This is a genomic window from Rhizobium sp. WYCCWR 11146, assembly GCF_013591995.1.
Taxonomy (GTDB): domain Bacteria; phylum Pseudomonadota; class Alphaproteobacteria; order Rhizobiales; family Rhizobiaceae; genus Rhizobium; species Rhizobium indicum.
Genome location: NZ_JACCEY010000039.1, coordinates 56,704 through 70,752, shown reverse-complemented (window position 1 = coordinate 70,752; position 14,049 = coordinate 56,704). Strand labels below are relative to the sequence as shown.

Sequence of the window (14,049 nt, the reverse complement as noted above, 5' to 3'; positions counted from 1 at the left end):
GCGTCGTGGCGGCCGCCTGTTCGGCAGCGCGGCTGTCGGCGGCGCCGTCGCGCACACTGCCGGCGATGCCGGCAAGGGCAGCGGCGGAAAGCTGCAGCCGGTCGGCCTGGCCGGACGCCGTGCTTGCAAACTGCCGCGACAGACCGGCAAGTGAGCCCGTCGCCGCTTCGGCCTTGACCGTGCGCTCGGTAATAGTGGTGAATTCGGCCTGGAGGCCATCCAATGCACTGTTCAGCGCGACAGCGATGCCGCCATAGGCGCCGTCGCTGTCGACCGGCGCGCGTCGCGTCAGGTCGCGTGCGGACAGGCCGTCGATGACATCGCCGAAGATCCGGATGATTTCGGCCTCGTTGGCGGCACGCTGATCGGCGAGCGCGCGCTGCTCCCCGGCGCGCAGCGCATTGAAGCGGAGCGAGACGGCAATTTCCACATCGACCATGACGATGCGGATGATCGCCGTCATCAGGTCGGAGATTTCGCGGGTGCGGCGCTTGGCCGACGGCAGCAGTGGACGGCCGGCGATCTCTTCGGCGAGGCCGGAAACGAGATGCTCCAGCATGACGCCATGGCCGGCCACGTGCCAGCGCGGGTCAAGACCCATCTTGCTTTCGGTATCGGAGAGAACCTTGACGCGCTCGGCATAGAGGCTGTCGAACCGTGCATCCGTCAGCACGTCCCAATGCGAAGATTGCAGATCGTGCAGGCGCTCGACCTGGCGCTCGCTCTCGAAATTGCGCGAGGCGTCCGGGAATGACTGGAACCGGTGGAAGAGATCCCTGAGGCCCGCCTTCAGATGGGCTTCAAGCGCCGGCCGGTTACGGCGCACCAGCTCGCACTGGTCGGCATCGAGACCGGCAAAGCGCAGGCGGTCGCGCAAGCTGCCTGCCTGCGCTCCACGAGCCTGATCTGATGGCATGTCCTGCCTCAACGCCTGTCCCCAACCACTTTCCGGGCGAAAGCCCGGCCAAAAACTTGTGCAGCATCCGATGAACGCGAAGCGTTGAGACGGTCCTCACCACCGGTTACAACCGGCGGAGCGAAGCCCCCTGATCAGCTATGTTTCGGAGCTGTCTGAAGAGATGGATACCGGATCAACCCGGTACGGCGGGACGGCGTCATGCCTGGTGGGAACGAGTGCATCTTCCCATTCCGACGTGTAGACCAATGTTTATGGTTAATTCCTTGCTTGAAGGTTAATAAGCCTTTCGGAGGACAGGCTTTTCAAGCAATTCAAGGCAGTTCGCAGCAAATACTGTTGCGGAGTTGCATGGCTGCTACAAGGCACACGCAAGCTCCGTGTTATATGCCGGTCGATAACCAAGACATGACGTCGACAAGGACAGAGCAATGATTGTTCTCGGATTGGGTGCCTGCTTGATTGCAATGACGCTGCTTGCCGCCGTCGCCCGCCTCGATTCCATCGCCGCAAACCGCGACATCCGCGCCCTTCGGGTGTTCTAACCGCGTCGCAATCTTTCAGATACGCTCCGCGCGCTTTAGGCTTTATTTCCACCATGTCGTTGTCGCAAAACCGCTGCACAGTTTTGCGTGACATGCTTTAGACCCACCCTTCCCCGTTGGCAGTCCGGCACCTTTGGTGTATCGCACTCGCGCCTTTCATGTCAGCGGAACTATCGGTTCATGTCCCCCAGATCTGGTCTCCTCATCGTTCTTGGCTTCACGCTCTGGCGCGTCGTCATGCTCAATTTCGATACGACGGACCTTTTCGTCGACGAGGCGCAGTACTGGTTCTGGTCGCAAAACCTCGACCTCGGCTATTATTCCAAGCCGCCGATGATTGCGTGGGTGATCCGGGCGATGACCGAGCTTTCCGGCTCCAACGCCATCTATTGGATCAGGCTGCTCGGACCGCTGATCCACATGGCAGCAGCACTGGTGCTGATGAAGACGGCAAAACGTTTCGTCGGGCCGGAGATCGAAGGCTGGACGGGCGCCACTTACATCACGCTCCCCGGTGTGGCGCTTTCTTCGGTGTTCTTCTCGACCGACGTGATCCTGCTGTTCTTCATCGCGATCGCCTTGCTTGCCTATTTCGGCCTGACGCAGCGGCGCTCGGTCGGGCTGGCGCTCGTCATGGGCCTTGGCGTCGGCCTCGCCTTCCTGACGAAATATGCCGTGCTGTTCGTCGTTCCGGGCGGAGCGATTGCCCTCCTCCTCATTCCGGCGGCCCGCATCGCCATTCGCGATTTCATCATCGCGGTCGCGGTCGCGGCGGTCGTCGCCCTGCCGAACCTCTGGTGGAACCTGCAGCACGACAACACGACGGTGCGACATACCCAGGACATCGCCCATTGGAGCGAACTCGGCATCAATCTCCGTCGCGGGCTTGAATTCTTCTCCGCCCAATTCGGCGTCGTCGGGCCGATCATCTTCTTTGCGATGCTCTGGGCGGTCTACCGGATGATCAGAGGCAGGAGCGACGATCGGGAAAAGATGCTGGTCTGGCTGTCGATGCCGGTCGTGCTGCTCATCACGCTGCAGGCAACGGTCGCCAAGGCCTATGCCAACTGGGCGGTGACCGCCTATGTCGCAGGCACCATCCTTGCCGTCTGGCTGCTCTACCTGAAGTGGCCGAAGGGGCTCAGGCTGTCGCTCACCATCAACGGCATCGCCAGCCTGCTCTTTCCGCTGGCGACGATCTTTCCGCATCAGTTGCTGCTGCCGAACGGCGACGCGCTGATGAAGCGCTATCTCGGCCGCGCCGAGGTCAGCCGCGAGGCCGCAGCACTCGCAGCTCAGGCCGGCACCGACATTATCGTCACCGACAATCGCGACATGGTCGCCGATCTTTTCTATACGCTGCGGGATGCATCCGACAGGATCTATGCGCGAGCGCCCGCCGGCCTTCCGGAAAGCTATTACGAGCAGGAATTCGCTCTGCCCGCCGGCATCACCGGCAAGGTGCTTTTCCTAACGGACGGGGCCTTTACCTGCGCCACCGAGACGCCCGAGGTGCTGAAGAACTGGCAGCCGACGGAGGGCAACTACAAGGGTAAGACGCTTTCCATCTACAAGGTCTCTGCCACCTGCCTGGCGCCCTGAGGTTTCAGCCCGTTTTATGACAGCGCCAAGCTTTTTTCAGAGGCGCGGCGCGGTAACACTTTGTATTGCTGCATCATTTTATTAGGCAGTGGGCAGGCAGAGACCGGTGCCCGTCCCTTCGATCTCCACGAATTTGACGCCGCCTTCCTCGAAGGCGAGGCGCAGCTGCGCCTCCGTCGCACGATGGATGTCGTGGTGCCGGCCCTCGTAATCGCGGATGGTGCTGCGCGAGACGGCGGCCTTTTCAGCAAGGTCTGTCTGGGTCCAGTCCAGCAGGCCGCGCGCCGCGCGGCAGAGAGCGGGAGTGAGAATTGTTTCTCTTGCGCCTTGACCCATGATTTCAAGTTGCCCATATTGGTCGATATAACCCATATATGTCATATTACGAACGGGATTTCCAGATCGGGAGACAATGATGCCACACGATACGCCCTTGATTTCGACAATCGTCGGCGGCCTTGTGCTGGCTTTCATCTTCGGCGCCTTCGCCCATCGGCTGCGGATGCCGCCGCTCGTCGGTTATCTGATCGCCGGCGTGCTCGTGGGGCCACATACGCCGGGTTATGTGGCAGATCAGAACCTTGCGCCGGAGCTTGCCGAAATCGGCGTCATCCTGCTGATGTTCGGCGTCGGGCTGCATTTCTCCCTGAAAGACCTGCTGTCGGTGCGCGGCATCGCCGTGCCGGGCGCGATCGTGCAGATCGCTTTTGCGACATTGCTCGGCTGGGGGCTCGGCGCCTTCATGGGCTGGTCGACCGGCGGCAGCCTGGTCTTCGGCCTGGCGCTTTCGGTCGCTTCCACCGTCGTGCTGCTGAAGGCGCTGCAGGAGCGGCGCCTGGTCGAGACGGAGCGCGGCAGGATCGCCGTCGGCTGGCTGATCGTCGAGGATCTCGCCATGGTGCTGGCGCTGGTGCTGATTCCGGCCGCAGCCAGCATCGGCGGTGAGGGTCACGCTCCCGTCGAGCCGCTGTCGGCCGCGCTGAGCCGCCTGTTCGGCCTCGATCTCGGCATCGGCGGCATGATCGCCATGACGCTGGTGAAGGTGGCGCTGTTCGTGGCGCTGATGCTGGTTTTCGGCCGCAAGCTCATTCCCTGGACGATGCACCGCATCGCCCATACCGGTTCGCGCGAACTCTTCCGGCTGGGCGTCCTGGCGATCGCGCTCGGCGTCGCCTTCGGAGCGGCGAAGCTCTTCGGCGTGTCGCTGGCGCTCGGCGCCTTCTTTGCCGGCATGGTGCTTGCCGAAAGCGAGCTCAGCCATCGCGCCGCACAGGAAAGCCTGCCGCTGCGCGACGCCTTTGCCGTACTGTTCTTCGTCTCGGTCGGCATGCTGTTCGATCCGAACATCCTGATCGACAAACCGCTGCCGATCCTTGCCACCATCTTCATCATCGTCATCGGCAAGTCCGTCGCCGCGCTCCTCATCGTGCTCGCCTTCAAGAAGCCGCTCAGTACGGCGCTGACGATTTCGGCCAGCCTCGGCCAGATCGGCGAATTCTCCTTCATCCTCGCCGCCCTCGGCGTCGAACTGGGGCTGCTGCCGGAGGAAGGCCGCGATCTGATCCTTGCCGGCGCCATCATCTCGATCATCCTCAATCCGCTGCTGTTCTTCCTTTGCGACCGCATGCGGCCGCTGCTGGATGGTGCAAAGCGGGAAGATGTCGTGGCAGACCCTGCTCCCGCTGCAGATGCGATAGCGGCGCAGGAGGAGATGCCGCCCGAAGACGACGAGGTGCACCCGACCGCTCTCAGCGGCCACGCCATTCTCGTCGGCTACGGGCGGGTTGGCAGCATCGTCGGACAGAATCTCAAGTCGTCAGCCACACCTTTTCTCGTCATCGAGGACTCCGACAAGCGCATCGGCGAGCTGAAGGCGCAGGGTATCGAAACTCTGTCGGGCAATGCGGTGATGCGGGAAACGCTCGACCTTGCCAATCTCTCTGGCGCCCGCAGCATTGCCATCGCCATCCCGAACGCCTTCGAAGCCTGCCGCATCATCGAGCAGGCCCGCAGCGTCAATCCATCGATCCTCATCGTCGCCCGCGCCCATTCCGACGCCGAGGTCGATGAGCTGAAGCAATATGGCGCCGACACCGTCATCATGGGCGAGCGTGAAATCGCGCTTGGCATGGTTGACCGGCTCGCTCAAGTGCATCATGAGAGTGTGCCCTATGAAGACGGGCATGGGCCTGATACAATTATGCCGACGGATGACCCTCCGCCGGAAAGAGAATGAGAGATTGGCGCGCTTTTGAGCCGATACGGGAGTGACATCGCCGGGACGGAGAAGATGGAGCTGGACCAGCGCCGTCTGACGAGCCGTATCGCCGCTTCCCTCCTCGTCGCCGTCCTTGCCTATCTCGGCCTGCTTTTCGGCGGCAATCTGGCGATCTCGCCGACCGCCGCCGCCAATGCGCTTTCCTCTTCCGATCGGGATTCGCAGCCGCCGCAGCTGACTGCGCGCGATGCCGTGCGCGGGCTGCTTGCCACTGAACGCAAGCTTGCACCGAAGCAGGCGGCGCATGACGCCGGACCGCTTGCCCTTGCCGCCGCCCCGGCTGTCGATTTTTCCGGCTGGACCATGACCGCGCCTTTTCCGGCATTTGAAGCTTCGCTTCATGCCGCAGTCTCCAGGACCCATCAGCCGCGCGCACCGCCGGTCGCTGCCTGACGCTCGCGCCGATCGGCGCTTCCGACCATTGACGACATGCCGCCAGCGCCCGAGCGCCGGCCCTCGATATCAAGGAATACAATATGCGTACTTCACGATGGCTGGTGGTCACCTATACGGTGATCATCCTACTCGGCCTATTGATCGCCCTGCCGAACGTCCTGCCGCAATCCGTCCTCCAGCGCGTGCCGGCCTGGCTACCGCATGAGCAGGTGTCGCTCGGCCTCGACCTTCGCGGCGGTTCGCACCTCGTTCTGGAAGTCGACGAAGCCGACCTTACCAAGGAGCGGCTGCAATCGCTGCTTCAGGACGCGCGCCGCGTGCTGCGCGAAAAGGGCATCCAGCCGAAAGCCGTGGTCCGCAGCCAGAACCAGATCGTCGTGACGCTCGCCGATGCCTCGCAGAGCGATGCTGCCGTCACCGAACTCAAGACGCTTGCCAACCCGATCAGCACCGGCCTCAGCGCCGGCCAGGCGGATCTTGATGTCACGGCGAACGGCGCCACCATCACCATCGGCTTCTCGCGGGCCGGCATCGCCGCCAATGTCGACAATGCCGTCCAGCAGAGCCTCGAGGTCATCCGCCAGCGCGTCGACCAGGTCGGCGTCTCCGAGCCGACCATCCAGCGCATCGGCGCCAACCGCGTGCTCGTCCAGCTTCCGGGCGCGCAGGATCCCTCGCGCCTGCGCGAACTTCTCGGCTCCACCGCCAAGATGTCGTTCCATATGCTGTCGCCGAACAATGCGCCCGGACCCGGCGTGACCATGCTGAAGGACGATGAAGGCAGGTCCTATCCGGTCCTCGACCGCGTCGAAATCTCCGGCGACCGCCTTTCGGATGCCCGCGTCAGCTTCGACCCGAACACGCGTGAGCCGATCGTCAGCTTCCGCTTCGACAGCGCCGGCGCCCGCCGCTTTGCCGAGATCACCCGCCAGAACGTCGGCAATCCCTTCGCCATCGTCCTCGACGACAAGGTGCTGAGCGCGCCTGTTATCCGCGAGCCGATCACCGGCGGCTCCGGCCAGATCTCGGGCAGCTTCTCGGCCGACAGCGCAACGACGCTGGCCGCCATGCTGCGCGCCGGCGCCCTGCCCGCCAAGCTGACGGTCATCGAGGAACGCACCGTCGGCGCCGACCTCGGCGCTGACGCCATCAAGATGGGTATTTATTCCGGCCTCGTCGGCTTTGCTCTCGTCGCACTCTTCATCTTCGTTCTCTATGGCACCTGGGGCATCCTGGCGAATGTGGCGCTGCTGATCCACACGATCCTAACCTTCTCGGCCCTGACGCTGGTTGGCGCGACGCTGACGCTGCCGGGCATTGCCGGTGTCGTGCTCGGCATCGGCCTTGCGGTCGACGCCAACGTTCTCATCAACGAGCGTATTCGTGAAGAGACCCGCAAGGGCAAGGGCGCCTTTGCCGCCATCGATACGGGCTTCCGCCGTGCCTATTCGACCATCATCGACGGCAACATGACGGCCCTGATCGCTGCGGCCATCCTGTTCTTTTTCGGCTCCGGACCGGTTCGCGGCTTTGCCGTGACCATGGCGCTCGGCCTGATCATCTCGATGTTCACATCGGTCGCCTTCGTGCGTGTCGCGATGATCGAGATCACCCGCCGCCGCAAGCTCAAGGTGCTGAACATCCGGCCGTTGATCCCGTTCAGCCCCTATGACAAGCACATCGAGTTCATGAAGGCCCGCTTCTTCGGCGTCACCGTCTCGGCGCTGCTTTCGATTGCCTCCGTCGTGCTCTTCATTCATCCCGGTCTCAACTACGGCGTCGATTTCCGCGGCGGCATCCAGATGGCCGTCAAGACCCAGGGCACGGCCGATCTTGCGAAGTTCCGCGAAGGTCTTGATAGTCTCGGCCTCGGCGAAATCACGCTGCAGTCCTTCGGCGACAAAAGCAGCATTCTCGTTCGTGCCCAACGGCAGGAAGGCGGCGAAGAGGCGCAGACGGCAGCAGTGACCAAGCTGAAGGCCGAAGTCGCCAAGATCGATCCGACCGCCACCGTCGAAGGCACCGACGTCATCGGCCCGAAGGTCAGCGGCGAGCTTGCCTGGGCCGGTATCCTGTCGGTGGTGATCGCCAGCTTCGCGATGCTCATCTACATCTGGGTGCGGTTCGAATGGCCATTTGCCGTCGGCGCCATCGTCACGCTGGTGCTCGACGTCACCAAGGCGATCGGCTTCTTCGCGATCACCGGCCTCGATTTCAACCTGACGGCGATCGCTGCCATCCTGACGCTTGTCGGTTATTCGGTGAACGACAAGGTCGTCGTCTATGACCGCATGCGCGAAAACATGCGGCTTTATAAGTCGATGCCGCTGCGCGAGATCATCGACAAGTCGATCAACGAAACGCTAGCGCGAAGCCTTTACACCAATGCGACGGCCTTCCTCGCGCTGGTGCCGATGGCGATCTGGGGCGGCAGCGCGGTCTCGAGCTTCGCGATCCCGATGGTCTTCGGCATTCTCGTGGCCGGCGCCTCGTCGATCTTCATCGCGGCACCCATCCTGCTCTTCCTCGGCGACTGGCGCCGCCGCCATGCCAAGGCGGCAACGGCAACCGATGACGCAGTCGAAATCATTCCGCCAGAACAGGGCCGCCCGCGCAAGTCCGCGAGCTAAAATCCCGTTAACGCATCCTTGAAGAGGGCGCCGGTTGCAGAGCCGGCGCCCTCTTTCTATTGTCGGCTACGATAATTCCTGAAATCGGAATCGATTTAAGGATAAAATAATGCAGCAATTCAAAGCGCTACAGCGTTCTTCGCGCGTCCGAAAAGATGCGCGGCGCTCTTAAAAGATCGGGGAAACCGCCAGATGTCATCCAACCCGACGACACCCACCGTTGCCGGCGACGGCGAGGAGCGCATCAAGCGTTTCCTCGCGACCGCCTCGCACGACCTGCAATCGCCGCTCCGCCATATCGCCATGTATGCCGAGCTGCTGCTCGACGATCTCGAGGAGACGCTCGACGGCGAACAGCTTCAGAGCCTGCGGATGATCATGGAAAAGGCGCAGACGGCGCAGCGCCTCACCAAGGCATTGATGAGCCTTGCCGGCGGCACACCCCAGGTGACGCCTGAAGAGGTCGATCTGCAGGCGCTCGCCGAAAATGTCTGGGGCGAACTGACCGACGAGACGGCGGTCGGCGAGGCGACGCTTGAAAGCGACGGCCTGCCCTCCATCCGTACCGACCCTGCCCTCTTCGGTCTGGTGCTGCGGCATCTGCTGACCAATGCCCTCATGTATCGCAGCGAAGCGCCGCCGCATGTGGCCATTGCCGCGGAGCGCGAGGGGACGGACTGGTTCATCCGGATTTCCGACAACGGCACGGGCATCGATCCCGCCTATCGGGAGCGGATATTTGAGCCTTTCTGGAAATTGCCAAAGCCCGGAACGGTCCAGGGCGCCGGTCTCGGATTGACCACGACGCGGGAGTTTCTGACGGCGCTCGGCGGCGATATCAGCCTCGAACATTCGGATGAGAGCGGCAGCCGCTTCATCATCCGCCTTCCCATCGCTTGAGATCAGATGCTGTAATCGTCCTTCCAGAAATCCGGGACGTCATAGGTCACATATTCGCGGATGATGTGCTGCAGCGTCTGGGCATCGATTTCGTCCTTGCCGATGCGGAAATCGACGCCGTAATCCGGGAATTCCTGGAAATAGCCGCCCGATATATCGGTCGAGACGACGCCGATCGGACCGGTGTAACCGATGCCGCGCAGCTCCGGCACCGTGTCGCGGAAATCGGCATTGGGCAAAAGGCGATTGTCGAGCAGGATGAGATCGAAGCGCGCCGCGCGGATCTTTTCCAGCGCGTCACCGATCGATTGCGAATATTCAACCTCGACGGCCGGCTCGGAGAGATCGGCGATCTTCTTCTTGAGCGCTCGGAATTCGATGAATTCGTCGTCGACAAAGAGAACCTTTACGGCACTCCTTCGGCTCGTTTCGGTGATCATCGTCTCATTTCCCCAATCCCGAAACCAACTTCACGAAACCAAACCATTCCTCAAGGCGATCGCCACCATATGAACGCGGTTCACAGCGTCAAGTTTGCGCGCGGCCGCGGTGATGTGCGAATTGACCGTATGTTCGGAAAGACCGAGAATGATGGCGATTTCCGCGGACGTCTTGCCTTCGCTCGTCCATTTGACGATTTCCGATTCGCGCTGGGTCAGCCGTCCGGACATTTCCGGCGTCAGGATTTCCTCGTAGAGCTTGTCGAAAATGCGCATGGCGTCGAGAAGCATGTCGGCGATCTCACTCTGATCCGGCTCCTGACGCTCGCCGCTGAGCACGAGGCAATATCGCCGACCTTCCGGCGTGAACAGCGGGATGAAGAGAAAGACGCCGCCGAGGAACTCGTTGAAAACAAGATCGGACGGATAATCTTCCGGCTGTGCGCTCCTGCCATGGACCGGCGTGGCCAGGAACTGGGCGGTCTTTGCCCGGACGGTGCCCAGCGCTTCCTTCAACGTCGTGATGAAAAGGCCGACACGCCGCTCGGCAACATTGGTGATGACGATATCGCGTTCACCGAAAGGGGCCGAAGCCTCGGAAATGCGGGCCAGCGCGAAATTATCGAAGTTGTAATGCTGTGCCGCCGATTTCAGCAGACGGAAAAAATCGGTGCGGTTGATCGCCCGGCTCAGCTCCGGTCCGGCATGAAAGGGAATTGCCGGGGCATTGTTCATTCCCACTCTTCCTTTCCTCCCGCCAATGCCTCTAATCCCGAAATCTTGGGATATACGTCTTAAACGCGAAGAGCTACAAAAATTGCGAGACGATTGATGAGAGATATCGAAAACGGGGACTTTCGATATGTAAGGCGGAAATCATCAATTATCTCAACGACAGGTGATGCACGGGCAGATTTTACTGAGGGGCAGTAGTTCTTACCTGGGTATCGTATTCTTCCTGCATTCAACATCCATGAATGCGAGAAGGCAGTGCCAGACGTAAGCGCGAGAGAGCCGATAGACCCATTCAGCTAAGGGGTTGGCTGATGTTCGTGGCGGCGAACGCGGGTTGATCGGTTCTCTCAGCGCTTATTTTGCGTTCCATATTCTTCGCTTCGGTTGCATCTTGTGATGCGTCCTCGACCTTGTCAATTGCGGTTTGTCAGATGGCTTGGACGAATGGTAGGGAATAGGGCATACGGCTTTCGCCGTTTTCTACATCTCAAGATTGAGAATGATCTTGGCAAGGTCAAGTGGCTTTTCCAGATAGACATCGGCGCCGGCATCGAGTGAGCGCGCGCGGTCCTCGGCAGCATCCGATCCGCTGCAGATAGCAAGCCGCATCGCCTTGAAACGATCATCCAGGCGCAACCGAGTGATCAGGCCGATTCCGCTATCGAGCGGCATGTAGAGATCGGCGACCAGCAGATCGGGCGAGGTCTTGCCTTCCGCCGCGCGCGTCTCCAGTGCCTCCAGCGCCAATTCGGCGGTCGAAAAACAGAATAGATCGACGTCTAACTGCTGCTTTTTGCTCATATAGTCGACATAGAAGAGGTCATCCTTGCTATCGTCGACATAAAATAGGGTGGTCATCTAGCACCGTGATCTGGATATTGTTCGAATGAACCTCGCTGTCCTTCGACATCACCATACCGCGGTTCCACTAAAATTCGATATACCTCATCACAGATCATTTCGCAAAAAGCGCGGCACCGCCCTGCCTTGCCTATTGAGTATTCCTCGATTTCGGAAAAGATGGCCGCGCAAACCGAAGGAGGACACACGGGTGCAGGATCAGGGCAACGTGGACCTGCAGGACCAGCCAAGGCGGCACTACCGTGCCTTTGCGATAGCCGTCGGCTGCCTGATGTTGCTTCTCGGCGTAACGGCGCTTACCGGCTGGCTGCTGCAGATCGAGATTGTCATTTCGCTGGTTCCCGGCTTTCCATCGATGGCCTTCAATACGGCGCTCTGCTTCGTGCTTTCCGGCGTGGGACTTGCCGCTTCGACACTCGCCGCCCGCCGTTTTCGAGCAACGGCGGCGATCACGGCGGGGCTTGCGGCGGCGATCGCCGCTGCCCGGCTCGTGGAAATCGTCATGATCGGGCGAACTTTTCACAATGTCGACGTGTTGATCTCGCGCTTCCTGGTTTCGCCGGATTTCATCGCGGAGATCGGCGGCGGCATGGGGCCGAACACGGCGCTGGTCTTCCTGATCGCCAATCTCTCGCTGCTGCTCTCGCTCCAGGTGGAGAGGTCCAGAAGCCAGGTGGTGCAGGAATTGACGAGCTACGTCGTCATCACGCTCGGCATGATCGCGCTGGCCAGCTATGTCACCGATGCCGAACAGGGCTACCGCTGGGGGCCTTATGCGGCGATGGCGCTGCATACGGCGGTCGGCATGGTGATCTTCGGCTCCGGGCTTCTCGCCCGCTCCTGGTGGATGCAGCCGGCAAACCGGGCGCAGATCCCGCTGTGGATCCCGGCTGCGGTCTGCTTCACCGGCCTTCTCGTCGATCTCTATACGCCGCTGGGTGTCGCCAACGGCATTCTCTATGTACCGCTGGTGCTGACGGCGCTCTGGTTCGGCAACAGAAATGCGCCGCTTTTCTTCGCCTTTGCTTGTACCGTGCTGCTGATGCTCGGCTTCTTCGCCGTCAAGCACGACGAGGCGGGGTTCTGGCAGGAGATCGCCAACCGCACCATTACGGCTGCCACGCTTTGGCTGATCGCGCTCTTCGTCTTCTATTTCATGCGCAACACCCATCATCTTGAAAGCGAGCGTGTCCGCTTCGGCGCGCTGGTGCGCGGCACGCCTGATGCCGTCGTCGTCATCGACGAGCGTGGAACGATCAAGAATTTCAATCCGGCGGCTGAAAGCATGTTCGGCTACTCCCCGCAGGAGACGATCGGCAAAAACATCAAGATGCTGATGCCCGAACCCTACCATTCCGAGCACGACGGCTATCTCGCGCATTACCGGCAGACCGGCGAGGAGCGCATCATCGGCACGACGCGCATGGTCTCCGGACGACGCAAGAACGGCATCGTCTTTCCGATCGATGTTTCCATCAGCGCCGTCGTCACCGGCCATACGAAAACCTTCGTTGGTATCGTGCGCGACATCAGCGAGCGCGTCCGGCAGGAAGAACGGATGAAAACGACGCTTTCTCAGCTCGAGGCCTATACGGCCGAGCTCGAGCGCAGCAACCACGACCTCGATGAATTCGCCTATATCGCCTCGCATGATCTCAAGGAGCCGCTGCGCGGCCTGCACAACCACTCCCGCTTCCTGTTGGAGGATTATGAAGACAAGCTCGATGCGGACGGCGTGCGCCGGCTGAACCGGCTCGTGCGTCTCAGCCAGCGCATGGAGAAACTCGTCAACGAGCTTCTTTATTTCTCTCGGCTCGGACGCCAGCAACTGGCGGTCAAACGCACCGATATCGGCCTGATCGTCAAGGATGTCGTCGCGACGATGGAGTTGCTGCTGGAGGAACGGCACGCCAAGGTGATCATCGACGGCCGGCTGCCGGAGGTGGTCTGCGACGCGCCGCGGCTGACCGAAGTGTTCCGCAATCTCATTACCAACGCGATCAAATACAACGACAAGCCGGCGCCGCTCGTCTCGATCGGCTATCTTGACCGGTTCGTCGGCAAGGACGGCACGGTTGCCCGCAACGTGTTTTTCGTTAAGGATAACGGCAAGGGCATTCCGCAGGAATTCCACGAGGATATTTTCCGCATTTTCAAACGGCTGGAAAAGTCGCAGGATTCCGACGACGGGACCGGAGCAGGCCTCACCTTCGTTCGCAAGATCATCGCGCGGCACAATGGCGATATCTGGCTGGAATCCGAGGTCGGCACCGGCACGACATTCTACTTCACACTGGGAAAAAAGCGCGAGGGGCAGAATGCAGCAGCGTGATACGCAACCGATCCTGATCGTCGAGGACAGCGAAGACGATTTCGAAGCGACGATGCGCGCCTTCAAACGCACCAATCTGCGCAACTCGATCCGCTGGGCGGCCTCCGGTCAGGAAGCGCTCGACATGCTCGCCGAGATGGTGCCGAAACCGGGGCTGATCCTGCTCGACCTCAACATGCCGGGTCTTGACGGCCGCAAGACGCTGGAGGCGATCAAGTCGAACGCCGGCTGGCGCAAGATCCCGGTGGTGATCCTGACCACCTCCGACGACGAACGCGATATCGAAGGCTGCTATGCGCTCGGCGCCAATACCTATGTGCAGAAGCCGGTGGATCTCGACGGGCTCTTCGCCGCGATCCAGCGGCTGAAGGAATACTGGTTCGAAATCGCGATCCTGCCGCTCGAGGACTGACA

12 protein-coding genes are annotated in these 14,049 nt (G+C 61.2%); 7 read left to right on the top strand and 5 right to left on the bottom strand.

What is annotated here, in order from left to right:
• On the bottom strand, positions 1 to 916 hold a 916-nt coding region (locus HX899_RS32485; RefSeq protein ID WP_246697232.1), incomplete at its 3' end, for a protoglobin domain-containing protein.
• A 725-nt stretch (positions 917 to 1,641) separates the two neighbouring features.
• On the opposite strand from HX899_RS32485, the gene HX899_RS32480 reads away from it, so the two are divergent.
• Positions 1,642 to 3,063, top strand: a complete 1,422-nt coding sequence (locus tag HX899_RS32480) for a glycosyltransferase family 39 protein (protein ID WP_138334386.1) — start codon at positions 1,642 to 1,644, stop codon at positions 3,061 to 3,063.
• An 81-nt stretch (positions 3,064 to 3,144) separates the two neighbouring features.
• Here HX899_RS32480 and HX899_RS32475 read toward each other — a convergent pair whose 3' ends face one another.
• A complete protein-coding gene (locus tag HX899_RS32475; protein WP_138334387.1) occupies positions 3,145 to 3,444 on the bottom strand; it encodes a helix-turn-helix transcriptional regulator in 300 nt (99 codons plus the stop codon).
• Between the two features lie 34 nt (positions 3,445 to 3,478).
• Between HX899_RS32475 and ybaL the strand changes: the two genes are divergently transcribed.
• The 4 genes from ybaL to HX899_RS32455 all read left to right on the top strand — a co-directional run bounded on the left by ybaL (position 3,479) and on the right by HX899_RS32455 (position 9,267).
• Positions 3,479 to 5,299 carry a YbaL family putative K(+) efflux transporter gene (gene ybaL / locus HX899_RS32470; RefSeq protein WP_138334388.1) on the top strand — a complete coding sequence of 607 codons (1,821 nt, stop codon included), beginning with the start codon at positions 3,479 to 3,481 and terminating at the stop codon, positions 5,297 to 5,299.
• A gap of 54 nt (positions 5,300 to 5,353) precedes the next feature.
• Complete coding sequence (locus HX899_RS32465) at positions 5,354 to 5,734, top strand: hypothetical protein (protein WP_181294417.1); 381 nt, start codon at positions 5,354 to 5,356, stop codon at positions 5,732 to 5,734.
• Positions 5,735 to 5,817: 83 nt separating this feature from the next.
• Positions 5,818 to 8,367, top strand: a complete 2,550-nt coding sequence (gene secD, locus HX899_RS32460) for a protein translocase subunit SecD (protein ID WP_181294416.1) — start codon at positions 5,818 to 5,820, stop codon at positions 8,365 to 8,367.
• A 192-nt stretch (positions 8,368 to 8,559) separates the two neighbouring features.
• Positions 8,560 to 9,267, top strand: coding sequence for an ATP-binding protein (locus tag HX899_RS32455; RefSeq protein ID WP_181294415.1), 708 nt, complete (start codon positions 8,560 to 8,562; stop codon positions 9,265 to 9,267).
• A gap of 2 nt (positions 9,268 to 9,269) precedes the next feature.
• Here HX899_RS32455 and HX899_RS32450 read toward each other — a convergent pair whose 3' ends face one another.
• The 3 genes from HX899_RS32450 to HX899_RS32440 form a co-directional block, all read right to left on the bottom strand.
• Positions 9,270 to 9,707: a response regulator gene (locus tag HX899_RS32450; protein ID WP_181294414.1), complete on the bottom strand. Its 438-nt coding sequence runs from the start codon at positions 9,705 to 9,707 to the stop codon at positions 9,270 to 9,272.
• Positions 9,708 to 9,737: 30 nt separating this feature from the next.
• Positions 9,738 to 10,442, bottom strand: coding sequence for a helix-turn-helix transcriptional regulator (locus tag HX899_RS32445; RefSeq protein WP_138334393.1), 705 nt, complete (start codon positions 10,440 to 10,442; stop codon positions 9,738 to 9,740).
• Between the two features lie 480 nt (positions 10,443 to 10,922).
• Positions 10,923 to 11,300, bottom strand: coding sequence for a response regulator (locus HX899_RS32440; protein ID WP_138334394.1), 378 nt, complete (start codon positions 11,298 to 11,300; stop codon positions 10,923 to 10,925).
• A 28-nt stretch (positions 11,301 to 11,328) separates the two neighbouring features.
• Here HX899_RS32440 and HX899_RS32435 point away from each other — a divergent pair, with 28 nt between their 5' ends.
• Together HX899_RS32435 and HX899_RS32430 are read left to right on the top strand one after the other, a co-directional pair.
• Positions 11,329 to 13,635: a PAS domain S-box protein gene (locus HX899_RS32435; protein WP_181294413.1), complete on the top strand. Its 2,307-nt coding sequence runs from the start codon at positions 11,329 to 11,331 to the stop codon at positions 13,633 to 13,635.
• Positions 13,622 to 14,047 (top strand): response regulator, encoded by a 426-nt coding sequence (locus tag HX899_RS32430; RefSeq protein WP_003545468.1) that lies wholly within the window; start codon positions 13,622 to 13,624, stop codon positions 14,045 to 14,047. The genes HX899_RS32435 and HX899_RS32430 overlap by 14 nt, the downstream gene beginning before the upstream one ends.
• Positions 14,048 to 14,049: the final 2 nt, after the last annotated feature.